General features: G+C 66.7%; 23 protein-coding genes. 16 read left to right on the top strand and 7 right to left on the bottom strand.

Annotated features, from left to right (window positions below; translation table 11 throughout):
- Nucleotides 1-7: 7 nt before the first annotated feature.
- The 10 genes from RBH22_RS06580 to RBH22_RS06535 all read left to right on the top strand — a co-directional run bounded on the left by RBH22_RS06580 (nucleotide 8) and on the right by RBH22_RS06535 (nucleotide 8,999).
- Entirely contained in the window at nucleotides 8-202 is a 195-nt protein-coding gene (locus RBH22_RS06580; RefSeq protein WP_256289615.1) for a DNA-directed RNA polymerase subunit N, read from the top strand.
- Nucleotides 199-381, top strand: coding sequence for a DNA-directed RNA polymerase subunit K (locus RBH22_RS06575; protein WP_121559356.1), 183 nt, complete (start codon nucleotides 199-201; stop codon nucleotides 379-381). Before RBH22_RS06580 ends, RBH22_RS06575 begins: the two co-directional genes overlap by 4 nt.
- Before the next feature lies 1 nt (nucleotide 382).
- Nucleotides 383-1,588, top strand: a complete 1,206-nt coding sequence (gene eno / locus RBH22_RS06570; RefSeq protein ID WP_306676931.1) for a phosphopyruvate hydratase — start codon at nucleotides 383-385, stop codon at nucleotides 1,586-1,588.
- The gene (rpsB, locus tag RBH22_RS06565) at nucleotides 1,585-2,400 is read left to right on the top strand and encodes a 30S ribosomal protein S2 (protein ID WP_121569320.1); all 816 of its coding nucleotides are present in this window, start codon (nucleotides 1,585-1,587) and stop codon (nucleotides 2,398-2,400) included. Before eno ends, rpsB begins: the two co-directional genes overlap by 4 nt.
- Before the next feature lie 118 nt (nucleotides 2,401-2,518).
- Nucleotides 2,519-3,673: a rhodanese-like domain-containing protein gene (locus RBH22_RS06560; protein ID WP_306676930.1), complete on the top strand. Its 1,155-nt coding sequence runs from the start codon at nucleotides 2,519-2,521 to the stop codon at nucleotides 3,671-3,673.
- Nucleotides 3,674-3,743: 70 nt separating this feature from the next.
- Nucleotides 3,744-4,736 carry a zinc-dependent metalloprotease gene (locus tag RBH22_RS06555; RefSeq protein ID WP_306676929.1) on the top strand — a complete coding sequence of 331 codons (993 nt, stop codon included), beginning with the start codon at nucleotides 3,744-3,746 and terminating at the stop codon, nucleotides 4,734-4,736.
- A 62-nt stretch (nucleotides 4,737-4,798) separates the two neighbouring features.
- Nucleotides 4,799-5,356: a hypothetical protein gene (locus RBH22_RS06550; RefSeq protein ID WP_306676928.1), complete on the top strand. Its 558-nt coding sequence runs from the start codon at nucleotides 4,799-4,801 to the stop codon at nucleotides 5,354-5,356.
- 83 nt (nucleotides 5,357-5,439) lie between these two features.
- A complete protein-coding gene (locus RBH22_RS06545; protein ID WP_256545363.1) occupies nucleotides 5,440-5,676 on the top strand; it encodes a hypothetical protein in 237 nt (78 codons plus the stop codon).
- A gap of 99 nt (nucleotides 5,677-5,775) precedes the next feature.
- Nucleotides 5,776-8,472, top strand: coding sequence for an AAA domain-containing protein (locus RBH22_RS06540; protein ID WP_306676927.1), 2,697 nt, complete (start codon nucleotides 5,776-5,778; stop codon nucleotides 8,470-8,472).
- Nucleotides 8,473-8,606: 134 nt separating this feature from the next.
- On the top strand, nucleotides 8,607-8,999 hold the full coding sequence (locus RBH22_RS06535) for a tautomerase (RefSeq protein WP_306676926.1): 393 nt from the start codon (nucleotides 8,607-8,609) through the stop codon (nucleotides 8,997-8,999).
- Between the two features lie 34 nt (nucleotides 9,000-9,033).
- Here the strand turns inward: RBH22_RS06535 and RBH22_RS06530 are convergent, their stop codons facing one another.
- From RBH22_RS06530 to RBH22_RS06520, 3 genes are all read right to left on the bottom strand, one after another.
- The gene (locus RBH22_RS06530; RefSeq protein WP_256545360.1) at nucleotides 9,034-10,659 is read right to left on the bottom strand and encodes an SLC13 family permease; all 1,626 of its coding nucleotides are present in this window, start codon (nucleotides 10,657-10,659) and stop codon (nucleotides 9,034-9,036) included.
- Nucleotides 10,660-10,757: 98 nt separating this feature from the next.
- Entirely contained in the window at nucleotides 10,758-11,003 is a 246-nt protein-coding gene (locus RBH22_RS06525; RefSeq protein WP_306676925.1) for a hypothetical protein, read from the bottom strand.
- A gap of 78 nt (nucleotides 11,004-11,081) precedes the next feature.
- Nucleotides 11,082-13,940: an ATP-dependent helicase gene (locus RBH22_RS06520; protein WP_306676924.1), complete on the bottom strand. Its 2,859-nt coding sequence runs from the start codon at nucleotides 13,938-13,940 to the stop codon at nucleotides 11,082-11,084.
- Between the two features lie 254 nt (nucleotides 13,941-14,194).
- Between RBH22_RS06520 and RBH22_RS06515 the strand changes: the two genes are divergently transcribed.
- On the top strand, nucleotides 14,195-14,965 hold the full coding sequence (locus RBH22_RS06515) for an MBL fold metallo-hydrolase (RefSeq protein WP_306676923.1): 771 nt from the start codon (nucleotides 14,195-14,197) through the stop codon (nucleotides 14,963-14,965).
- Nucleotides 14,966-15,107: 142 nt separating this feature from the next.
- Nucleotides 15,108-15,728, top strand: a complete 621-nt coding sequence (locus RBH22_RS06510; RefSeq protein WP_306676922.1) for a hypothetical protein — start codon at nucleotides 15,108-15,110, stop codon at nucleotides 15,726-15,728.
- 9 nt (nucleotides 15,729-15,737) lie between these two features.
- Here the strand turns inward: RBH22_RS06510 and RBH22_RS06505 are convergent, their stop codons facing one another.
- Nucleotides 15,738-16,478: a response regulator gene (locus RBH22_RS06505; RefSeq protein WP_306676921.1), complete on the bottom strand. Its 741-nt coding sequence runs from the start codon at nucleotides 16,476-16,478 to the stop codon at nucleotides 15,738-15,740.
- A 127-nt stretch (nucleotides 16,479-16,605) separates the two neighbouring features.
- On the opposite strand from RBH22_RS06505, the gene RBH22_RS06500 reads away from it, so the two are divergent.
- The 3 genes from RBH22_RS06500 (at nucleotide 16,606) to RBH22_RS06490 (ending at nucleotide 19,292) form a co-directional block, all read left to right on the top strand.
- Nucleotides 16,606-16,956 carry a hypothetical protein gene (locus tag RBH22_RS06500; RefSeq protein ID WP_256545354.1) on the top strand — a complete coding sequence of 117 codons (351 nt, stop codon included), beginning with the start codon at nucleotides 16,606-16,608 and terminating at the stop codon, nucleotides 16,954-16,956.
- Nucleotides 16,953-17,927 (top strand): alpha/beta hydrolase, encoded by a 975-nt coding sequence (locus RBH22_RS06495; RefSeq protein ID WP_256545353.1) that lies wholly within the window; start codon nucleotides 16,953-16,955, stop codon nucleotides 17,925-17,927. The genes RBH22_RS06500 and RBH22_RS06495 overlap by 4 nt, the downstream gene beginning before the upstream one ends.
- Before the next feature lie 78 nt (nucleotides 17,928-18,005).
- On the top strand, nucleotides 18,006-19,292 hold the full coding sequence (locus RBH22_RS06490) for a TIGR00300 family protein (RefSeq protein ID WP_256545352.1): 1,287 nt from the start codon (nucleotides 18,006-18,008) through the stop codon (nucleotides 19,290-19,292).
- A gap of 124 nt (nucleotides 19,293-19,416) precedes the next feature.
- On the opposite strand, the gene RBH22_RS06485 is transcribed toward RBH22_RS06490, so the two are convergent.
- Nucleotides 19,417-19,821 carry a universal stress protein gene (locus RBH22_RS06485; RefSeq protein ID WP_121569308.1) on the bottom strand — a complete coding sequence of 135 codons (405 nt, stop codon included), beginning with the start codon at nucleotides 19,819-19,821 and terminating at the stop codon, nucleotides 19,417-19,419.
- A 176-nt stretch (nucleotides 19,822-19,997) separates the two neighbouring features.
- Between RBH22_RS06485 and RBH22_RS06480 the strand changes: the two genes are divergently transcribed.
- Nucleotides 19,998-22,664: a cation-translocating P-type ATPase gene (locus RBH22_RS06480; RefSeq protein WP_306676920.1), complete on the top strand. Its 2,667-nt coding sequence runs from the start codon at nucleotides 19,998-20,000 to the stop codon at nucleotides 22,662-22,664.
- 16 nt (nucleotides 22,665-22,680) lie between these two features.
- Here RBH22_RS06480 and RBH22_RS06475 read toward each other — a convergent pair whose 3' ends face one another.
- Both RBH22_RS06475 and RBH22_RS06470 read right to left on the bottom strand, forming a co-directional pair.
- Nucleotides 22,681-23,262 (bottom strand): VIT1/CCC1 transporter family protein, encoded by a 582-nt coding sequence (locus RBH22_RS06475; RefSeq protein WP_306676919.1) that lies wholly within the window; start codon nucleotides 23,260-23,262, stop codon nucleotides 22,681-22,683.
- A 6-nt stretch (nucleotides 23,263-23,268) separates the two neighbouring features.
- Nucleotides 23,269-23,559, bottom strand: coding sequence for a DUF211 domain-containing protein (locus RBH22_RS06470; RefSeq protein WP_256545349.1), 291 nt, complete (start codon nucleotides 23,557-23,559; stop codon nucleotides 23,269-23,271).
- Between the last annotated feature and the right edge of the window lie 30 nt (nucleotides 23,560-23,589).

Genomic DNA, 23,589 nt, shown 5'->3' with positions numbered 1-23,589 from the left:
TCCAACTATGATGATACCCGTCCGGTGTTTCACCTGCGGCAACGTCGTCGGCGAACACTGGGACGAGTTCAAGGAGCGTGCCCGCGAGGGCGACGAGGATCCGGCGAAGGTCCTCGACGACCTCGGGGTAGAACGACACTGCTGTCGGCGGATGATGGTCTCGCACAAAGACCTCGTCGACGTCGTCGCACCCTACCAATGAGCGGACGCACCCAGTACAACCGATACGAGAAGGCCCGCATCCTCGGCGCGCGAGCGCTGCAGGTGTCCTACGGCGCACCGGTACTCGTCGACACCGACCAGTCCGAACCGATCCTGGTCGCCGCCGAAGAGTACGACGCCGGCGTGCTGCCGTTCACGGTAAACCGCGAGGGCAACTGAAATGACGCTCATCACGAGTATTGCGCTCCGGCGCGTTCTCGACTCCCGCGGCAACCCGACGGTCGAGGCGGACGTGCTGACCGAATCCGGCGGGTTCGGCCGTGCAGCGGCCCCAAGCGGGGCGAGCACGGGCGAGTACGAGGCGATCGAACTGGAGCCTGCAGAGGCCATCGCGGCGGCGCGAGAACACGCGATCCCGCGTCTCGTCGGGACGGTCCACGCCGGCAACCAGCGCGACGTCGACGCCGCACTCCACGCCGCAGACGGCACGGAGAACTTCTCGCAGATCGGTGCCAACAGCGCCGTCGCCATCTCGATGGCGGCCGCGAAGGCTGGCGCCGACGTGCTCGGTGCTCCGCTGTACCAGCATCTGGGTGGGACGTTCCGCGGTGCGTCGTTCCCGACGCCGCTCGGCAACGTCGTCGGCGGCGGCGAGCACGCCAAGGAAGCGACGTACATCCAGGAGTTCCTCGCCGCGCCGGTCGGCGCGCCGAGCATCTCCGAGGCCGTCTTCGCGAACGCCGCCGTGCACGCGCGCATCTCCGAGATCCTCGACGACCGCGGGGTTCCCGCGGCGAAGGGCGACGAGGGTGCGTGGGCACCGGCGATCTCGGACGCCGAGGCGTTCGAGGTCGTCGATCAGGCCGTCTCCGAGACGGCAGACGAACTCGGCTTCGAGATCAAGTTCGGCCTGGATATGGCCGCCGCTGAACTCTACGACGCCGACGAGGACGGCTACGTCTACGGTGACGACGTCAAATCGACCGCCGAACAGGTCGACTACGTCGCCGAGATGGTCGAGGAGTACGACCTCGTCTACGTCGAGGACCCCCTCGACGAGGACGACTACGAGGGCTTCGCAGACCTCACCGAACGCGTCGGCGACCAGACGCTCATCTGCGGCGACGACCTCTTCGTGACGAACGTCGAGCGCCTGCAGGCGGGTATCGACGCCGACGCCGCCAACTCGATCCTCATCAAGCCGAACCAGATCGGATCGCTGTCGGACGCCTTCGACGCGATCGAACTGGCGACCGAGAACGGGTACGAGACGGTCGTCTCCCACCGCTCGGGCGAGACCGAGGACACGACGATCGCACACCTCGCCGTCGCCACCGACGCCGGCTTCATCAAGACCGGCACGGTGCAGGGCGAGCGAACTGCCAAACTCAACGAACTCATCCGCATCGCGGACGACGCAGTATGACAGAGAACGACAACGACGCGGTCGAAGTCGTCGACGACGAGACGGACGCGGACGAAGCCGCAGACGACGTCGAGACGACCGAGGCCGACGCCGAGACGGCCGAAACGGTCGCCGAGGCTGCCGAAGACGAGGTCGCCGACGAGAGCGCGGCCGACGAGGCTGCCGAGGCCGAAGCACCCGAAGAAGAGGACGCGGCACCCACGTTCGACGAGGACGTGATGCCCGACGAGGAGGCCGACCTCCTCATCCCCGTCGAGGACTACCTCTCCGCGGGGGTCCACATCGGGACCCAACAGAAGACCGAGGATATGGAGCGGTTCATCCACCGCGTCCGCGACGACGGGCTGTACGTCTTAGACGTCAGCCGGACCGACTCGCGGATCCGGACGGCCGCAGACTTCCTCGCGAACTACGACCCCGAGCAGATCCTGGTCACGAGCTCGCGCCAGTACGGCCGCTTCCCGGCGACGAAGTTCGCCGACGCGGTCGGCGCGCGCGCCCGGACCGGCCGATTCATCCCGGGGACGCTGACGAACCCCGACTACGACGGCTACATCGAACCGGACGTCCTCGTCGTCACCGACCCGATCGGCGACGCCCAGGCCGTCAAGGAGGCCATCACGGTCGGCATCCCGGTCATCGCAATGTGTGACTCGAACAACCAGACGAGCAACGTCGACCTCGTCGTGCCGACGAACAACAAGGGTCGACGCGCGCTGTCGGTCGTCTACTGGCTGCTGGCCAACGAGACGCTCGACCGCCGTGGAAGCGACACCGTCTACGCCCTCGAAGACTTCGAGGCCGAGATCTAACGCGGTTTTCCGACGCTCGATCGCCTTTTCTCGTTGCGCGGCTGACGACAGATAGCGGCCGCGCCGCCGAGCTCGCACCGTGGCAATAGTTATTCGTGTGACACGCATACACACACGTATGCCGACGCTACTTCACCAGCTCACCGTCGAAGACCTCGCGGCGGCGATCGACGCCGGTGACGATCTCACCATCGTCGACACGCGCCAACCCGAGAGTTTCGAGGCGTGGCACGTCCCGGACGCGGTGAACGTCCCGTATCATCCGATCGATGGGCTCGGCGACGGTCTCGACTGGGACGACGTCGACGCGATCGCCGGCAGCGGTCCGGTCGCCGTGATCTGCGCGAGGGGACTCACCTCGACGTCGTTCGGGTTCGAACTGTCGGACCGCGGTCACGACGACGTCTCCGTCGTCAAGGGTGGGATGGAGGACTGGAGCAAACTCTACGATGTCGTCGACGTCGACACGGACAGCGACCTGTTCCTCGCGCAGGTACAACGGCGTGCGAAGGGCTGTCTCGGCTACGTCGTCGGCGACCACGACGCGGGTGAGGCGATCGTCGTCGACGCCACCCGCCAGGATCACGAGTTCGAACTCGTCGCGGCCGACGCGGGGCTGACGATCACGGGCGTCGTGGACACGCACGTCCACGCGGATCACATCTCCGGAGGGCGCGCGCTCGCCGAGCGGCTCTCGGTCCCCTATTACCTGAGCGCGGCGGCGACCGAGCGCGACGTGGACTACGAGTACGAGCCGATCGCGGACGGCGACACCCTCGCCGTCGGCGACGTCGACGCGGATATCATCGCCGCACCGGGCCACACCACCGAACAGATGAACCTCGTCGTCGACGAGCAGTATCTCCTCTCGGCTGACGCGCTGTTCGTCGAATCCGTGGGGCGGACGGAGTTGGAGTTCGGCGAGGGCGGCGCGGCGCACGGCGCGGAACTCCTCTACGAGACGTTACACGAGACGTACGCACCGCTCTCGGACGACGTCGTCGCCCTCCCCGGCCACGTCTCCGTCGACGCCGAGGGGCGCTTCGGGGTCGGTCGGCCGGGCGAACTCGTCGCGGCGACACTCGGCGAACTCCGCGAGGGACTGGAACTCTTCCGACTCGAGAAGTCGGCGTTCGTCGATCGCGTCACCGACCGAACGACCGAGAAGCCGCCGAACTACGAGACCGTCATCGACGTGAATCGCGGGCGTCGCGACCTCGACGAAGACGAAGCGACCGGGGTCGAACTCGGCCCCAACAACTGCGCCGTGTAGTGGCTCCCACGACCCGGAGACCTGCCCGTCCGTGAACAAGGGTTTTGCGGGCTGGCCCCCACGAGTGTGTATGGACCTCTATCGGAGCGTTCGGGCGATCGCGGGCGCGTCCGGCGGCGGTAGCGATCGAACGATCGACTGGGCGGCGGTCGCGACGGCTGCGAAGGGGGCTGCCGACGCGGGTGATCTCGACTTGACGCCCGCGGACCGCGAAGGCTACGCGGCAGACGTCCGCGACGCCCGCGAGCGACTGCGAGCGGTCGGTGGCCTCACCTTCGACGTGCCCGACTCGATCGAAGTCCAGAATCGCCACCACTGGATCGACGCGAACGTCTCGACGTTCAGCCGAGTGATGCACCCCCTCGAATCGGACGTTCGCGTCGCCTTCCCGAACGCGACGCGCGTGATAAACACCGGGTCGATGTCGTTCGTGCTCGCGTTCTTCGCCTCCCACGTCCTCGGACAGTACGATCCGCTCCTCTTGGCCGACCGCGATGGACACGGGCGTGACGACGCCGGAAACGGCGACCACGGCCTCTACTTCGTCCACCCGAACATCGTCGCGGCCGCCGCGGAACTCGATGTCGACTACCCCCGTTTCCGCCGCTGGATCGCCTTCCACGAAGTCGCTCACGCCGCGGAGTTCGGTGCCGCCCCGTGGCTGTCGGAGTATCTCGAATCTCGGATGGAAGACGGCTTAGAGACGCTCGCCAGCGGCGGTCTCGACAGCGAAGCGTTCCACGACCTCAACGTCGCGATGACCGCCGTCGAGGGCTACGCGGAGATGCTGATGGACCGCGCGTTCGACGCCGAGTACGAGGACCTGCGCGCGAAACTCGACGCGCGGCGTCGCGGTGGCGGTCCGCTGGCACGGCTGGCCCGTCGGCTACTCGGTCTCGGGCTGAAGCGCCGACAGTACGAGCGCGGCGCGCGCTTCTTCGAGGCGATCGCCGATCGTCGGAGCGTCGCGGCCGCCGCGGCCGTCTGGGAGCGCCCGCAGAACCTCCCGACTAACGCAGAACTCGATAACCCGGCCGAGTGGCTGGCTCGCGTCGAGCCGTAGCACGGTGAGACCACTCGGGAGCAACCGTCATACTCTTTCTGTCGGGGGCTGTACGGTCGCGTATGCGCGTCAGAGACTGGCAGGATATCCTCGCGGACGTGACCAATGCTGACGTCGACCCCGACGGGTGGCGGGCCGTCGCCGGCGATCGGCGTAGCGGACTCGGAGAGGATCTCTTTCTCGGCCACCCGGACGCCGGCGTGTACGCGCTGAAGACGTACACGAAGAATCCGACCGAACTCCGGGGCGTCGGGAGCCGCGTCGCCCGGCGGATCGACGACGACCTCGAACCCCTCCTTCCGAATCGAAAGCGCGACGAGGGCGGTCGCTTCGCCGTCCAGTCGCCGCCCGAGGACGAAGACCACGCCAAGTCGATGGCGAAGCACCTCGAAGAGACGGTCAAAGTCCACGCAGAGGCGCCGACGACGCCGGAGGACTTCTTCACGGATATGATGGACGCACTCGACAGCCCGGCGTTCGGCCCGATGGACTACGAGTTCGACGGCCGACCGGACCGCCTCGACGACCTCACAGACGAGTTCGCCGACGCCGACGAGTTGCTCTCGAACGATCTCGACGACCTCGTCGAGGAGGACGGCGTCGGCCGCGGGTTCCAGTGAGCCGTCTTCTCGCGGACCCACGCGCAGTCTGTGCATCTTCCGGTAGACGCCAGCCGATGGGAACTCAGATGGAGGGATCCTGAGTGGTCGGGCCAAGTATGACAGACGAGGAGCGCGACCTCGCGAGCCAGCGACTCAAGATCGGCTTTATCGCGCTCGTCGCGTTCTCGGGGGCACTCATCGCCATCCAGGCCGGCGGGTCGCTCACACTCGTCGCCGCAGGCTTCGTTTCCGGTCTCGTGCTCGGAGCCGTCCTCCTGTGGTTCCTGATCCGCTGGTGGGCGGAGTTCCTCCCGGCGCCGGACCGCGGTCGGCGGTGAGGTCCAGTCGACAGCGAGAGCGGGGGATAGTGAGACCGGGCCGACGATGGAATCCGACCGACCGATAGCGTCTTACCGCCCGACCCGCAGGTAGGCTACGTGAAGCTGCGCGGCCGCATCGTCGACGTTGGCGACGAACGCGAGGTAGATACGACCTACGGAACGCGCTCGCTCGCGGAGGTGACGGTCCGTCCCGACGGCGACGCGCTCGGCGCTGCGCCGGTGCTGGATGAGACCGACGTGGACGCCGACGCGGCGACAGTCCAACTCACCCTCTGGGGCAAGTGGACGCACACCGTCGAGCACGCCGAGGCCGGGATGGAACTTCTCGCGACGGGGGTAGAGGAGTCGGAGTATCAGGGCGAGACGACCTACTCGACCACCGGGGAGTCCTACGTCGTCCTCGAACCGGGCTTTCTCGTCGACGTGACCGACGTGCGCTCGTGGGTGCAGTGCCCGCGGATGTACTATCTGAACAAGCTCTCGGGAATCCCGCTCAACTACCCGGTGGTCAAGGGGACGATCGTCCACGAGGTGTTCGGCGACCTGCTCCGGGACCGCGACCTCGACACGGCGATCGAGGACCGAGTCCACGAAGCCGGCCTGGAACTGGGACTGCTCGGTCACGACGCCGAGGAGGTCCGCGACGAGGTGCGTCGCAACGCGGCCGCGATCGAGGGGTGGCTCGCCCAGGGCACGCTCACCGAGGAGGACAAGTGGCGCTCTGAGTACACTCTCATCTCGCCGACGTTCGGGATCAAGGGCCGCGCCGACGCGCTCCGCCGCGGGATGCCCGTCGAACTCAAGACCGGCAAGAACACGAAGCGAGAGCCGCGCTTCCACGACAAGATTCAGGCGGCCGCCTACGCGCTCGTCCTCTCCGAGCGCGGCGTGCCCGCCGATACGGGGACACTGCTCTACACCAAAAACACCGCCTTAGAGCGCAACGAGGAGACGGGTGACCTCTCGCCGGCCAAGGACTTCTCGATCGGCACCGGCCTCCTGCAGTTCGTCGTCCGGACGCGAAACGAGATCGCCGCGATGGAGTACGACGCCGACGTCCCGACCGGCTACGAGGCCGACGCGAAGTGCGAGTACTGCTTCGAGCGCGACACCTGTATGGTCGTCTCGGGACGCCTCGACCAGGAGTCGAAGGCCGGCCAGGTCGGCAACGCGGTCCCCACGGAGGAACGGGAGTACTTCGATCGGTTCTACGAGGCCATCGAGGCCGAGCGCCGGGAGGTCCACGCCGAATACCGGAAGCTCTGGGAGCAGTCCGCCGACGAGCGAGCCGACGACGACCGAGCGCTGATCGACCTCGAACCCGCGGGGCGAACGGAACTCGACGACGGCCGGTGGGAACTCCGCGCGAGAAAGCCCGGCGACGCCGTCTCGAAACTCCGCGCCGGCGACGTCGCGCTCGCGAGCGACGGCGACCCCGTCGACGGACACGCCGAGCTCTGTCGGATCCGCGAGTTGGGCGAGGAGGTCGTGATCACCGCAGACGAACCGCTCGACGTCCGTCGACTCGACGTCTATCCCTCCGAGATCGGCGTCGACCGGATGCTCACCGCGCTCCACGATTTCATTCTGAAGGGCGACCCCGACCGAAAGGACGCCGTGTTCGGCCGTCGCGACCCGGCGTTCGCCGACCGAGCGGCCGAGACGTACGTCGACAACAACGACGCACAGAACCGCGCGGTGCGGCTGGCGGTCAACGCTGAAGACTTCGCGCTCGTCCACGGCCCGCCGGGGACGGGCAAGACCTACACGATCGCACAGATCGTCCGCGCGCTGGTCGACCGCGGCGACAGGGTGTTGCTGTCTGCGTTCACGAACCGCGCGGTCGACAACGCGCTCGAAGCGGTGCGCGACCAGGGCGTCGCGGACGTCGTCCGCGTCGGGACCGAGAACGGCGTCCGCGAGGATATGATGGACGTGCGGCTCGAACGCGGCGGAGAGCCCAACGAGCGCGCCGCGGCGCTCCGCGAGGCGCCGGTCGTCGCCGCCACGACGGCCACCTGCGGTTCGCGCGTGATGCGCGAGCAGTCCTTCGACGTCGCGCTCGTCGACGAGGCCTCGCAGTTGACCGAGCCCGGAACGCTCGCGGCGGTCTCGCTGGCCGACCGGTTCGTCCTGGTCGGCGACCACGAGCAGCTCCCACCGGTCGTCCAGGCCGAAAACGACCTCCAGACGTCGCTGTTCGAGCGGCTGATCGAGTCCCATCCAGACGCCTCGGTTTTGCTCGATCGCCAGTATCGGATGTCCCAGCGCATCCAGGCGTTCTCCTCGACGGAGTTCTACGACGGCGCGCTCCGCCCGGCGAACGGTGCCGTCGCGGCCCAGCGCCTCTCGGATCTCGGCATCGACGAGGCGTCGCTGCCAGCGGCACTCCGAGATCCCGTCGCCTTCGTCGATCCCGACGGCGAGCGCGTCGGCAACACGAACCCCGTGGAGGCGGATCGGGTGGCCGAGATCGTCGACGCGTACGTCGCCGCCGGCGTCGATCCGGACGATATCGGCGTCATTGCCCCGTTCCGCGCGCAGGTCGCCGAGGTCGCCCGCCGCACCGACGTGACTGTCGACACGGTCGACCGCTTTCAGGGCTCCTCGAAGGGAGTCATCGTGGTGTCGTTCGTCGCCACCGGCGCGCTCGACGGGCCCATCTTCGAGGACTTCCGCCGCACCAACGTCGCGCTCACGCGGGCGAAGAAGGCGCTCGCGCTCGTCGGCGACGCCGAGGCCCTCTCCTCGAACGCGTTCTACGAGCGACTCCTCCAGTGGGCCCGGCGCTGAGCGCGACGGGAAGCAGAGCCAGACGTTCGCGACTCACGTTGCGGTGCTGCGTGCTCCCGTGCGCTGGGATCGCCAGTCCACGAGGTCGTCGCACTGTCCAATAGTATAATCCGACTCCTCGCGTAGGCGTGGGCGTGCCACTCCTACAGTTCGATACGACGGTGTCCGCGACCGACGCGGAGAAAGAAGCGTTCACCGACGCGGTGACGGAACTCTACGCCGACGAGATGGCGACGACGACGGGTCACGTCGCCGTGGTGATCCGCGAGCATCCTGATGCGAACCTCTCGCTCGGCCGCGCGGTCGATGGGCCGTGTTGCTTCTTGAGTGCTGACATCCGCGAGGGTCGATCCTTCGAACGCCGTCGTTCGTTCGCGCTCGCGGTGATGAGTCTGATAGCGGACACGTGGTCGGTCCCCGAGGAGAATCTGAAGGTATCCTTCACCGAGCACGAAGGCGAGGATCTGATGGGCGTCGACCGCGTCGGCGGCGAGTGGTCGGCCGACGAAGAATCGGATCAGGCGTAGGACGCGGACGCGGGTTCGACGCTGCTTTTCGCGCTCACCAGAGTACGACCGGCCAGACGAACCGGAACAGCAGCCAGATCAGCCCGGTGAGGACGGCTGTCATCACGAGATTCAGGATGACGCCCGCCTTCATCATATGTCGCTGCTCGATGTATCCCGACCCGAAGACGATGGCGTTCGGCGGCGTCGCGACCGGAAGCGCGAACGCGAAACTCGCCGCGACCGCGCCCGACACGGCGAGGAACACCGCGGCAGACACCTCGGCCAGACCGAGCGTGGCGGCGAAGACGCTCCCGATACTGATGAGAATCGGGATGATGATGGTCGCCGTCGCCGTGTTCGAGGTCATCTCCGTGAGGAAGATGACGAGCAGGACGACCACGCCGACCACGACGACGATCGGCGCGCCCGTCAGCGAACTGAAGACGGTGTCTGCGATCCAGTTAGTCGCGCCCGTCGCGGCCAGCGCGTCGGCGAGTGCGATCCCGCCACCGAACAGGAGGATCGTCCCCCAGTCGATGTCGACCAGTTCGTCCCATTCCATCGTGTCTGCAAGCACGAGCGCCGGAATCGCCGCCAGCCCGACCATCACGTAGTAGAGGATGCCCTGGTGGCCTTCGACGCCGAAGACGGTCATCCCGCCGCCGCCGAAGATCGTCGTCGCCCAGACCGAGGGCAGGAACGGGCCGACGAGATCGCCCAGGCCGCCGAGCACCCACAGCCCCGCCGTCGCGGTGAAGATGTACGCGACGCGCTTGCCGCGCGTACTGAGTGCACCCTCCTCTTCGAGGTATTTCGCCGCCTCCTCGCGCGCGGACTCGACGTTCGAGACTTCCGGCGGGTAGATTTGGTACGTCAGAATGTACCACACGAGCGGAAGCGTGACGAAGACGATCGGCAGGCCGATCAGCAGCCACTGTGCGAACCCGATCTCGTATCCCAGAATCTCGTTGAGCTGGGCGGCCAAAATAGCGTTCGGAGGCGTCCCGATGAGCGTGCCGACCCCGCCGACGCTGGCGGCGTAAGCGGTGCCGAGCAGCATCGAGATCTGGAGGTTGGTGAACGAATCTGCCACTCCGACAGTCCCGGTGCTGCCGTCGGTGGCGACGTCGGCGTCGATGTCGGCGCTGGGGTCGGCAGCCGCGGCAGCGACGTCCTCGCGGCCCAGGACCTGCGTGAGAACCCCGAGCGCGATCGGCGTCATCATCGCCGTCGTCGCCGTGTTCGAGACCCACATCGAGAGGAAGGCAGTCGCGAGCATCACGGCCGCGACGAGGCGCCGCGGCGACGAGCCCATCTTCGACATCATCCACAGCGCGATGCGCCGGTCGATGTCGTACTTCTGCAGCGCGTTCGCCAGCATGAATCCCGCGATGAACAGGAAGATGAGGTGATCGGCGAACCCGACGAGCGCGGTGTCGAGGTCGTCGTACACGCCTAGCGCCGTCAGGACGAACGGAATCGACACCGCCGTCACCGCCAGCGGGAGCGTTCCGGTCACCCACAGGAAACCGGCGAAGAACATCGTCGCCACCGCGTACTGCCCCCTTATCGAGAGCCCCTCCGGCGAGGGCGCGGCCGCAATCACGGCCGTGCCGAGGATCGCGACCGCGAACAGTATCAGTCGCTTCTGTGTTTGCGAGTTACCCAGCTGTATCATTGATACGCGGCTCTAGCGAAACTGAATCATTAATATTTTCGAAAGCGACGAGCGAGCGATTACCCCGTCTCGGCCGCGTGTACTGCCCCCGTGTCCGATCAAAAGTGCGTCGCGACCGCCTCGATCTGATCGTCGTCGAGTTCGGCCGCATAGAGGTCGAAAAGCTCCTGCTTACGAGGTTGAGAGAGCGCTCGCGTTCCTGATTCGAGCATCGAGACGTGCGCCTGGAGGATGTCGTCGACTTCCTGTTCCACCGTCCGCTGTTCGTAGCCTGCGGCGACGCGGAGGAGTCGCCAGGCCTGCGGCGAGAGGTCGGCTACGTCGACGGACGGCGTAGTGGCCATCGTCGATAGTTGTCGGTCGAACCGCCTAAACAGTCACGAACGACTGCAACGACTCCCGTTCACAGCGGGTCTGCCAGTTCAGTCGGGGCTGGAGGGCTCTCCACCGTCCGATGCGCGCGCCACGTTCCCGTCGATTTCTTCGAGGACTCGCGCGTGGAACTCCTGTAACGCCGCACTCTCGTCTTCGGCGAGGACGACGTCGCTCGCCAGCAGCGTCGCGAGACCGAACGCGCGAGGAGTCGGCGAGTCGACCTGCGTCGTGACCACGTCGACGTCGCCCGCGCGGACCGCTTTCAGTACGTCTTCTATCGCGGCGACGTTCAGTTTGTCCTCGATTAGCTCCCGATACGTCTCGTCTATCACCGCGAAGTCGTCGAGGTCGTCGGCGAAAGAGAGCAGCATCTCCGCGGAGACTTGCTGTTCGGCCGCGGACTTCTCGTAGCCCTTGTAGCGCTTCAGAATCATCAGCGCGCGGGTGGCGTCGATGCGGAAGTAGCGCTTCAGTAAGTCCGTGCCGTCGAGCGACGCGCGGAGTTCCGAACGGACCGCCTCGGGGTCGAGGTCGCGCAGGATCGCGCCGACGTCCACCTTCCGATTCAGCGGCATCGACAGCGAGAAGCCGTTGTCGGCGACGGCGATCTGGACGTTCGCGTTCGAGCGGCGGGCACACTGGGCGGCGACGAGTCGCGAGAGGCCGTCGTTGAACCGCCGGCCGTACGTCGAGTGGACGTAGAAGTGCCGCCGGTAGGTCTCGCGGTCGAGTTCCTCCTCGACGACGAGACGCTCGTCGGTGGCGACGCTCTCTGCCCCGGCGTAGCGGCGCTGCTCGTCGAAGAGGCGCGCGATGGCGCGGACGGCGTTCTCGTCGACCGGGAAGTCCCGGAGCCACTCCCGGGCGGCGGGCCGTCCGCCGGCGGAGAGGCGATCGAGCAGGTCCCGCTGGAAGGCGGCGATCTCCCGACCGAGATCGTACGAGAGCGGGAGGCGTTCGGAGAACCACGAAGGGACCGTCGCGCGTGCGTTCGTCCGATCGACGTACACCTTCGAGCCGCGGCGGTAGCGATAGGCGAACCGATCGCCGCCGAGGACGAACACGTCGCCTTTCTCCAACGTATCGAGGTAGTTCTCGTCGAGCGTGCCGACCCACTCCTCGCTCTGTCTGGTCAAGACTTCGCAGGTGAACGAGTCCGGGATCGTTCCGATGTTGGTCATATAGATGACGCGCGCCATCCGCCCGCGCTTGCCGAGGAGGTGCTCGCCCACGCCGAACTCCTCGTAGTGGTGTTCGCCCGACGGCGGGTCGTTGGTGTCGCGCCAGACCTTCGCGTAGACGTTCTTGTCTTCGAGTCCCTCGTAGTCCGCGGTCAGATAGCGAAGCAACTGCTCCCAGTCCGCCTCGGCGTAGTTTCGATAGGGATACGCTCTGCGGAGGGTCGCTAGGACTTCCTGCTCGGGCCGGACGGCGTTGATCGCCATCCCGTAGACGTGCTGAGCGGCGACGTCCTGGGCCTTCTCGGGGACGAACACCCGATCGACGAATCCGTCTTCGGCCTTCTGCAGCATCACCGCGCACTCGACGAGTTCGTCGCGGTCGAGTGCGATCACGCGCCCCTCGACAGTCTCGCCGAGGCTGTGGCCCGCGCGGCCGACCCGCTGGAGCAGCGAGGCGACGGACTTCGGCGAGCCGACCTGTACGACCAAATCGAGGTGTGGCATATCGATCCCGAGTTCGAGGCTCGTCGAGGTGGTCACGACGTCGAGTGAGCCGTCTTTCAGCCCTTCCTCGACCGCCTGGCGACGCTCTTTCGAGAGACTGCCGTGGTGACAGCCCGAGTTGGCGTCGTCGTAGCCATCGTAACGCTCCCGGAGGTTTTCGAGGACGCGCTCTGCGCCCGAACGGGTGTTCGTGAACACCAGGGTGTTCCGATGCGAGCGGATCAGTTCGTCGAGGCGGTCGTAGAACCCCGATTGAACGTCCGAACGCGGCGTGTGGATCAGGTCGTCGGTCGGACACTCCAACTGGAGGTCGAAGTCGCGGACGAACCGCGTGTCGACGATCTCGTGTTCGCGGGGGTCGCCGTCGGCGTCGCGGCCGACGAGGAACTCCGCCATCGTCGACAACGGTTCGACCGTCGCCGAACAGCCGATGCGAGTCGGCGACGTCTCGACCAGATTTTCGAGGCGCTCTAAGGAGACCGAAAGATGCGTCCCGCGCTTGTTCTCCGCGAGGCTGTGAATCTCGTCGACGACGACGTACTCGACGGATCGGAGCCTCTCGCGGAACTTCGGCGCGTTGAGCAGGATCGCGAGCGTCTCCGGCGTCGTGTTGAGGATGTGTGGGGTCTCATCCAGCATCCGCTGCCGTTCCGCGGAGTCGGTGTCGCCGTGACGGATCGCGTGCCGCACTTCGACGTCAGTCCCGCGCTCGTCCATCCGCTCGCGGATCCCTTCCAGCGGAACGGTTAGATTGCGGTGAATGTCGTTCGCGAGTGACTTCAGCGGCGAGATATAGAGGCAGTAGACGGCGTTGTCGAGGCCGTCCTCGCGCTCGCGCCCCCGCCGGAACAGATCGTTCAGGATCGCCGTGAACGACGCGAGCGTCTTGCCCGATCCGGTCGGCGCACAGACGAGCGCGTTCGTCCCCGCGTCGACCAGCGGGATCGCCTCGCGCTGTGGGGGCGTGAAGAACCCGCCGTTCTGTTGGACGTAGCGGCCGAACTGATCGACCCACCACTCCCGTACTGCAGGTTCCAGCCGATCGAGGACGTCGCTGTCGGCGATGTCGACGGAATCGGGATCGAAATCGTAGGGGTCGGCGCTCCCCAGATCTCCGTCGTCTGCGGCGCCGTTGCCCGCCCCGCTGTCGGCGTTCCCTGCGCCGCCGCTCGCCGCGTCTGCAGCCGCCGATCGGAGCAGTTCACGCCCGCTCTGTACCATCGTCCGTAGGTTGGGGCCCAGGAGTAAGTGGGTTCTGCCCGAACCGGGTGGTAGAACCCCGACCGGGACTCGACGTGGGTTTATAACCGATCACGGGCCCAGCGACCCCGTGACGTAGGAACTGTCCCGCGTCGGGCAGCGGTCGTTCGGCACGTCGACGCGGGAGTTCACCCTCTGTGCCGACTGTTTGCCACCGGAAGTTCGAGACGGACCCGTCCCGAACGACTATCCGGTCGCCCGTCGTAGCCCCGGCGATGCGTCTCACCTTCCTCGGAACCGGAAGCGCGATGCCCGTCCCCGACCGGGTGCAGACGGGGCTCCTGCTCGAATCAGGTGACCGCTCGCTGCTCGTCGACTGCGGGAGCGGCGTCCTCCACCGACTCGCGGGCACGGACGTAGGGTACGAAGGCGTCTCGTCGGTGCTTCTCACCCACCACCACCTCGATCACGTCGCGGACCTCCTTCCGCTGTTGAAGGCGCGCTGGCTGGCGGGAGAGGAGTACCTCGAAGTCGTCGGTCCCGCGGGGACGAAATCGCTCGTCGACGGCCTCCTCGACGTTCACGACTACCTCCAGGATCGGGTCGATCTGAGCGTCCGCGAGGTCGGGCCGACCGAGTTCTCGGTCGCCGGCTTCGACGTCTCGGCGACGGAGATGGTGCACTCGCTGGACTGCCTCGCGTATCGGTTCTCGGCGAGCGACGGCGAGAGCGACGGATCGTCCGGCGTATCGAGAGACGTCGTCTTCTCCGGCGACGGCGAGGCGGCGTCTAGCCTCGCGAACTTCGCCGACGGCGCGGCCGTTCTCGCTCACGACTGTTCGTTCCCGGACGACGTGGACGTCTCGAATCACCCGACGCCGTCGCAACTCGGCGAGGTGCTGGCGGGCCACGACATCGGCCGCGTGTACCTGACCCACCTCTATCCCCACACCGAAGGTCGCCACGAGGAGATGCTGGCCTCGATCGAGTCACAGTACGACGGCGACGTGCGCTTCGCTCGCGACGGGCTACGCGTCGAGGTGTGATACTGTCGGACGGAAGTTCGTGAACTATGTTGGCACCCACGGGGTGCCGATGCGCTTCACATCGTTCTGTCCGACAGTATGAGCACCGGCCGTCACCGCACCACGCAGAAGACCTTTTGCGTGGCTCCGGCGACGGACTCGTATGCGACGCCGCCAGGCTCTCGCTGCGCTCGGGACGCTCTCTGTCGGTTCGATCGCCGGCTGTCTCGATCGTTCGTCGTTCCCGTTCGGTTCCGAAGGGAATCCTCACCCGCGTCGCGTCTCTCTCGTCCATCTCGGGACACTCCCAGAGGACGTCGCCTTCGCGATCGACGCCGAACTGCCGACGCCGACCGTCACCGATCGACATCCGGCAACGCTCGTTCTCACCGCCCGAAATCTCGGCGCGAAACGCACACTCAGCGTCGGCGTCGACGGTTGTCGTCCGTTCAACCGATCTCGCGGCCGAAGCGAGAACGGCGGGCTGTGGCTCTACGGCGCTCGCGACGAACCGGAACCGCGCGTCGATGGTCGCTGGGAGTACGACCCCGACGGTCCGATCGGCTACCCCGCCTACGGCTGTGCGCGGCGCGTCTGGTCGCCCGACGAGTCCCAGACGTACGTCTACTCGGTCTGGGACGACCCCGTAACCGAGGGCTACTACGAGCCAGGAACGTACCGCTGGACGCACTCGGTGTCGACAGCGCCTCCGGAGTCCGAGATGGACGCGGAGCCGACCGTCCAGGCGACGTGGGGGCTAGAACTCCGCGTCGAAGAGGCGTAGTGCGGTCCCTCAGCCGCCTGTGTTGAGTTGGGAGTCGTCGAGTTCCGAGACGGCGATCAGAAGTCGTCCGTCGTCGAGTGCAGTCACCATCTTCGACTCGGTGAACGTGCTCCCGTCCGAGCGAAGACCGCGACTGCGGCCGCTCCACTCGCCGCCACGGCGGACCACCGGCAGGACGTGGGTGCGGATGTGTTCGACCTCCTCGTCGGGGTGCAGTTCCGTCCAGTGCTTGCCCTCGACGTCGTCGGAATCGTAGCCGTAGAACGACGCGTAGGTGTCGTCGGCCTCCTCGAAGTGTTCGTCCGTCCCGACGACCCCGACGCCGTCGAGTTCGGTCTGGGCCTCCGGGTCGAACTGTCCCCCGCCCTCGACGGCGTGTTCGACGCGCCGGATCAACATCGTGTACTGGTCGGTGCCCATCCCTTTCTGAAGGTAGTCCGTGAGGCCCGCTCGCACGACCTCTGCGGCGACGTCGTTCGTCTCCTCGCCGGAGAACAGGAGCAGCGGGAGTTCGGGACGACTCTCGCGAACGGATTCGAGGAACGTGATCCCGTTCATCTCGGGCATATTGTAGTCGCTGATCACGCAGTCGACGTCCGAATCGGCCGACCGAATCCGATCGAGTGCGGCCGTCGGCGACGTCTCCGTCGAGACACTGCAGTCGACGTCAGTCGAGTCGCCTTCGAGATAGGTCTTCACCAGCGCGACCAGATCTGGGTCGTCGTCGACGTAGAGAATCGAGAGGAGCACGGCTGGAAGTCACGCACGTTAGAGGGGTCAGAGAAAAAAATGGATTTCGGCCGAACGGGTCGCCGGTGGGGTTCGACGTTTCGTCCGCGCGACAACAGTTTACTCGCTCCACGCGGAAGGGGAACGTATGAACGACGTCATCTCCGGACTCGAAGGCGAACTTCGGTCCAACGGAATCAGCGTCGAGTCGGTCGACCCGACCGGCGAGACGGTCGAATTGGTCTATCTCACGGCGTTTCCAGACGTGTCGGTGAACCACCAGGAGATGGGTCGTGCGCTTCGGACGTTCATCGAGGCCGCCGAACACGACGACTGGGAGCCCACGCGCGTCGAGGCGACGGTCCTCCGACACGACGACGACGTCCAGGGGACCTGGTACGCCGAGGCCGAGTGGTTTCGGCAGTACATAGACTACGACATCAGCGGCGAGGCGTTCTCCGAACGCGTCATCGACACCCTCGCGGAGGGCGAACAGTGACCCGCCCCGGCGCGAACAGCGAGTGGAACGACGCAGAGCCCGACCAGCGCGCGCGTCGAAACCGACCGTCGAGATACGAGTTCTCGACGGTCAGGATGACGTTCCACAGCGGTGACGAGCGCTGCGTCGGGCGGCTGTACCGCCCCGACCGACCCGCGGATCCGGCGCTCGTCGTGATGACCGGCGGCCTCGTCGGCGCGAGCGCGTTCGGGCTCGACCGCTACGCCGAACGGCTCGCCGCGGCCGGCTACGCCGTCTTCCACTTCGACGTTCGACACGCCGGCGACAGCGACGGCGAGCCGCGGAATCTCCTCTCGCCCGCGCGTCAGCGCGCCGACTGGGAAGCAGCGCTCGCCGGACTGCGCGGCCGCGGCGACGTCGCCACCGATCGAATCGTCCTCTGGGGGACGGATCTCTCCGGCGGCGCAGTGCTCGACGTCGCGGCCGACGACCCGCGGATCGAAGCCGTCGTCTCCCAGACGCCGATTCTCTCCGGTCGGGCGTTCCTCCGTGCCCGTGGGATCGGATTCCTCGCCAGAGGGACGCTCGCGGGCGTCCGGGACCGAGTCCAATCACTCCTCGTCGGTCCCCACACCGTTCCGGTCGTCGACGACGGCAGCAGCGACGATGGGAACCTCGCACTCGTCGCCACGCCGAGCGCCTATCGCGGCTACCGCGACCTCGTCGGCGACGGCGAGTGGGAGAACGAGACGCCTGCACGCTCGGTCCTCTCGCTCGCGCGGCACACCGGCGGCGAAGACCGCGATAGGCTCGCCTGCCCGGTGCTCTTCCTCGGCGGCGAGCGCGACGACGTCGTCCCGGTCGAAGAGATCGAAGCGGCCGCCGAGGACGTGGCGGACGCGACCCTCCTGCGACTCCCGGTCGGGCACTTCGGTCTCTACGACGGGGACGGCTTCGAGCAGGCTGTCGGCCACGGCCTGGCGTTCCTCGATGCCGTGGTGGATGACTGATCCGCCGGGTCGTTTGCAGCACGCCGCGTCACTGGCCTCGCCGCAACCGTCTTTTAGCTCCCGAACGCAGTTGCCCGAATGAGCGCCACGCGAACGGTCGAACTCGACGGCCACATTATCGACTCGGGGACGCTACAGCGCACGTTCGGCATCGTGATGGATCTCGGCGGCTCCTTCGAGATCGAGACGTTCGACGTCGGACGACACAAAGACGAGACTTCCTACTGTCGGATGAGCGTCAGTGCCGACGACGCCGACACGCTCCAGGAGATCCTCCACGAACTCCACCAGAACGGCGCGAACCTCACCGACCCGGTCGACGCACACGTCACGCCCGCACCGAAAGACCAGGTCGTCCCCAAGGGCTTTTATTCGACGACCAACCACCCGACTGAGATCCGCTACGACGGAGAGTGGGTGCCGGTCGAGAACATCGAGATGGATTGCGCCATCGTCGTCGAGGAGGGCGACGAGGGCGACCCCGTCAGAGCCGAGACGAAGGTACTGAACGCGATCCGCGAGGGCGACCTCGTCGTCACCGACGAGGCGGGGATTCGCGTGAAGCCCCCGGACCGACCGCGCGACGGCTCCGGCCCGTTCGGGTTTATGCAGGGCGGCGTCTCCGCGGAGCGCCCCTCCGAGTCGTTGATCGACGACGTCGCCGAGGCGCTCGTCGCGACGAAAGAGCGGGGCGAATCCGTGCTCGTCGTGGCCGGACCGGCAGTGATCCACGCCGGCGGCGGCGACGAACTCGCGCGCCTCGTGCGGGAGGGCTACGTCGATATGCTCTCGGCGGGCAACGGCTTCGCGACGCACGACATCGAGCGCGGCCTCTACGGGACGTCGCTGGGGATGGATATGGAGACGATGGAGCACCCCCGGAAGGGCCACAAACACCACATCTACACGATCAGCGAGGTCATCCGCGCCGGCGGAATCGGACCCGCCGTCGAGGAGGGACTCATCGAGGAGGGTGTGATGTACGAGTGCGTCGAAAACGACGTGCCGTACGTGCTCGCTGGGTCGATTCGCGACGACGGACCCCTCCCGGATACGATCACGGACGCCATCGAGGCGCAGAACGCGATCCGCGAGCAGGCCAGAGAGGCCGATCTGGTGCTGTTGCTCTCGACGCTTCTGCACTCGGTCGCCGTCGGTAACTGCCTCCCCTCGACGACCCGCGTCGTCTGCGTCGACATCAATCCGGCGACGGTGACGCAGTTGCTCGACCGCGGGAGTTCCCAGGCCATCGGGATGGTGACAGACATCGGGACGTTCATCCCGATGCTCGCCGAGGCAGTTCTCGACGCGGAGCGAGACGGCGAGATTGAGGATTCGGAGAGCGAAAGCAACGCCGAAAAGTGAATCGAGAGCGAGACGGGAACTTCCCCGCTGGCGTCGACTGTGCTTATAGGGGTTATCGTACGTCTCCATAGATTCCTCGCCGGACCATACGGCGAGAATTTCCGAACAGTTACGATAAGCCCCCTTACTCGACGTCGACGAGCGGGACGACCGCCATCGGTCGGTTCGAGTGCAGCATAATCTGCTGTGCAGTGCTGCCGAAGACCACTTTCGCGGTCGGGTTGCGCCTCCGGATGCCGATGACGATCTCGTCGGCGTCGATCTCCTCGGCGTGTTCGAGGACGTCCTCGTGGGGTTCGTTGCCGCGGACGAACTGGTGGGACTCGACGGTCGTGATCGTGTCGAGTCGCGAGGAGACGACGTTCAGCGCCTCCTCGCCGTCGCGGACGTCGTCGGTGTCGGTCGCGCTGCCACCGGGCAGGGAGTTGACCGCGTGTACTTCGTCGCTCCCCGACACCCGATCGAGAAGGTAATCGCAGAGTTTCGCGCTCGTGTCGACGTGGTTGGTTGCGAGTACGTACGTCGTCATACATTCCAGAGGCGCGGGCAGAGACCAAAAAGCCACCTCCGATCGCGAGAATTTCCACCTGTCGGGGGAGATCGGACGCGCCAGCGCGGCAGGGACGCGTCGCCGTCGCTGCAGCGTGCTGTGCAGTCGCACGGCACACAGTATATATGTCGGTGCTGCGACGTTACGGACGAGCGATGGATTGGCACAGCCGCTCCGGCGACGAGGTGTGTGAGGAGTTAGAGACGACGTCTGCCGGACTGGCACCCGAGGAGGCCGCCGAGCGCCTCGCCGACGTCGGACCGAACGAGATCACCGGCGGTCACGGGCGGGGCGCGCTCCGAATCTTCCTCGCGCAGTTTTCGAGCGCGCTCATCTGGGTGTTGCTCGTCGCGGCGATCCTCTCGTTCGCGATCGGCCACGTCGTCGACGCCGTTCTCATCGGGATCATTCTCCTCTTGAACGGGATCTTCGGCTTCGTCCAGGAGTACCGCGCCGAGCAGAGTCTGGAGGCCCTCCGGGAGATGGCGGCCCCGGACGTCCGCGTCCGACGTGACGGACGCGAGGAGCGGATCGAAGCGACGGACCTCGTTCCGGGCGACGTCGTGCTCGTCTCCCAGGGTGACGTCGTTCCCGCCGACGCCCGATTACTGGAAGCCCACAACCTCGAAGTCGACGAGGCGGCGCTGACGGGCGAGAGCGTTCCCGTCGGCAAAGACGCCGATCCGGTCGACGCCGAGACGCCGCTCGCCGAGCGCGAAAGTATGCTCTACAAGGGGACGAACGTCACCCGCGGCCGTGCCGTCGCCGTCGTCGTCGAGACGGGGATGGAGACGGAGATGGGCGAGATTGCGACGGCGCTAATCGGAGCCGAAGACCCCCAGACCCCCCTGCAGCGCGACCTCGACCGCCTCGCCAAGCGGTTGGGAATCGGCGTCGTGGGGTTGTCGGCGCTGATTGTTCCGTTGCTCGTCTTCCAGGGGCGTGGGCTCGTCCAGGCGGGGCTAACTGCCGTCTCGCTGGCGGTGGCGGCCATCCCCGAGGGACTGCCGGCCGTCGTGACCCTGACGCTCGCGCTCGGGGTGCGGAAGATGGCCGGCGAGAACGCGCTCGTCCGCACGCTACCGGCCGTCGAGGCGCTCGGGGCCGTCGACGTCGTCTGCACGGACAAGACCGGGACGCTGACCGAGGGCGAGATGCGCGTCCGGGCCGCGTGGGTCCTCGACGAGGAGTTCGAGGTCGGCGCACCGACCGCTGACGACGCCGCGGACGCGACCAACTCCGACGCCACGGTGCACGAGGAGCGTCTCGAACGACTGCTGGAGATCGGCGCACTCTGCAACGACGCGACGATCGACGACGGCGACCCGACAGAGCGCGCCCTCGTCGCCGCCGCGACCGCCCAGGGGTTGGACGTCGACAGCCGACGCAGCGAACGTCCCCGCCGCGACGAAGTGCCGTTCACCTCCGAGCGCAGGCGGATGGCGACCATCCACGACGATGCCGTCTACGTCAAAGGCGCGCCCACGGAGATCCTCGGGCGGTCGACGCGCGTCCTCGGTCCGGACGGCCCCGTCGAGATGGACGAGGAGACGAAAGCGCGGGTCGAAGCGCAGATCGACGCGTTCGCCGAGCAGGCGCTCCGCGTCCTCGGGTTCGCGTACAAAGACCGCGACGACGACGGCGGACCCGAATCGAACCTCGTGTTCGTCGGCCTGCAGGGGCTGATCGACCCGCCGCGCGAGGAAGTCAAATCAGCGATCGCCGACACTCACCGCGCCGGAATCGACGTGAAGATGATCACCGGCGACAACGCGCTGACCGCGCGCGCTATCGCTTCACAGGTCGGTATCGAGTCGGACGTCCTGACTGGTCAGGAGGTCGAGGCCCTCGACGACGACACCCTGCGCGAGCGCGTCGAGGAGGTGGACGTGTTCGCCCGGGCCGAACCGACGCACAAGGTCCGCATACTCGACGCGTTGCAGTCGAACGGCCACGCGGTCGCGATGACGGGCGACGGCGTCAACGACGCCCCCGCGCTCAAGAACGCCGACGTCGGCATCGCGATGGGGGTCCGCGGCACCGACGTCGCCAAACAGGCCAGCGACATCATCCTCCTGGACGACAACTACGCGACGATCCGTAACGCGATCCGGCGCGGGCGGATGATCTTCGACAACATCTGGAAGTTTGTCGCGTATCTGCTGAGTGCGAACGCCGCCGAGGTCGCGGTCGTCTTCATCGGCTCACTGTTTGGCTATCTCGTCCTCCCGGCGGTCCAACTGCTCTGGATCAATCTCCTCACCGATGGGCTGCCGGCGCTCGCACTCGGCACCGACCCCGCTGGCGACGTGATGGAGCGCCAGCCCCGAGAGCGAGTGGTCGGGATCATCGACGCCGATATGCGAGGCTTCATCGCCGGGGCCGGGCTGACGGCGACAGTCCTGCTACTCGGGCTGTTGTTCTACACGCTCGACGGCGCGCCGTCGGTCACGCCCTATGCGATGACGATGGTCTTCACCGGCTTCGTCGGCTTCGAGTTCGTGAAGTTGTACGTGGTCCGGTGGGCGCGCGGGACGCCCGTCCTCACGAACCGCTGGCTCGCCGGTGCGGTCGCCACGTCGCTCGCGCTCCAGTTGGCGGTGCTGTACACGCCGCTGAACGACTACTTCGGGACCGTCCCGCTCAGCCTCGCGGACTGGGGGCTGCTGGGGGTCGTATTCGTCCTCGGCGCGCCGCTTCTCGTCCTGGTCGGGTGGCTGACGCGACGTCACGACATAGAGCACCATATGGCGTCGAAGTCGGACTCAGCGCCGGAGTCGGGGGCGGAGGATACGGAGCCGGACTCGACAGAGTCTGCGTGAGGCAACCCGGCCTCACTCAGCCGGGCAGAAACAGATTGATCACTGCGACCACGAGGCCCGCGAGCGCCATTCGGATCGCCGAAACGTACCAGCGCTGCCCCGAGATCGAACTCATATACGCCCCGAAGACGCCCAGGATCCCGATCCCGAGCGCGACCCCGGCCACGCCGGCTTCCGCCATCGAGAGCATCGTCCCCTCGACGGTGAACGGGACGAGCGGGATCAAGACCCCGATGAGCGGACCGAAACCGCTGGCTGCGGCGTGAACGACGCGTGCACCCCGCTGTTCGCGCTGGACGCGCGTGTCGTCGAGGTCGGTCAGCATCGCCCGCTCGATGCGTTTGATCTTGGCGGTCGTCTCGGCGCGCTCGATCTCCCAGACGCTCCAGATCGCCGAGGTTCCCAACCCCACCGCAGCGCCGAGGCCGATCTTGATGACGGTGAGGCCGTCGGGAATCCCAGAGAGGACCGCGCCGACGATGACGCCGATGCTCGTCAGGGTCCCGTCGAAGCCGTTCGAGACGAAGTACCGTCGCGCGATCGAGAGGACGTCCTCTCGCCCGAGCAGTTCCCGAAGGAGGCGGCGTGTCGATGACACGTCGAGTCAGTCGTCCTGTAACGTCCGCCGCTCTTCGACGACGTACTCGCCGTATGCGGCCTGGTCGATCGAGTGGACGGTGCCGCCGAAACTCTCGATCGCGTCCTCGATCGCGTCGTACTCGAGGCTCGTCCCCTCCGCGGTTATTTTGACGTTCTGCACCTCCTGATCGAGTTCGATGAGCGACGTGGACACGCCGTCGACGCTCTCGACGGCCGCGATTCGTTCCGTGAACTCCAGCATCGACGGGTCGTGTGGTTTCAGAATGTCGAGGGCGACGCGTCGAAGGTCTACCATCAGGCTACATCTCGGTAGCGACTTTCTTAA

The organism is Halobellus sp. H-GB7 (assembly GCF_030848585.1).
Taxonomy (GTDB): Archaea; Halobacteriota; Halobacteria; order Halobacteriales; family Haloferacaceae; genus Haloquadratum; species Haloquadratum inordinatus.
Note: the sequence above shows the minus strand (reverse complement) of the source record. Positions and strands in the feature narration are given on the sequence as shown.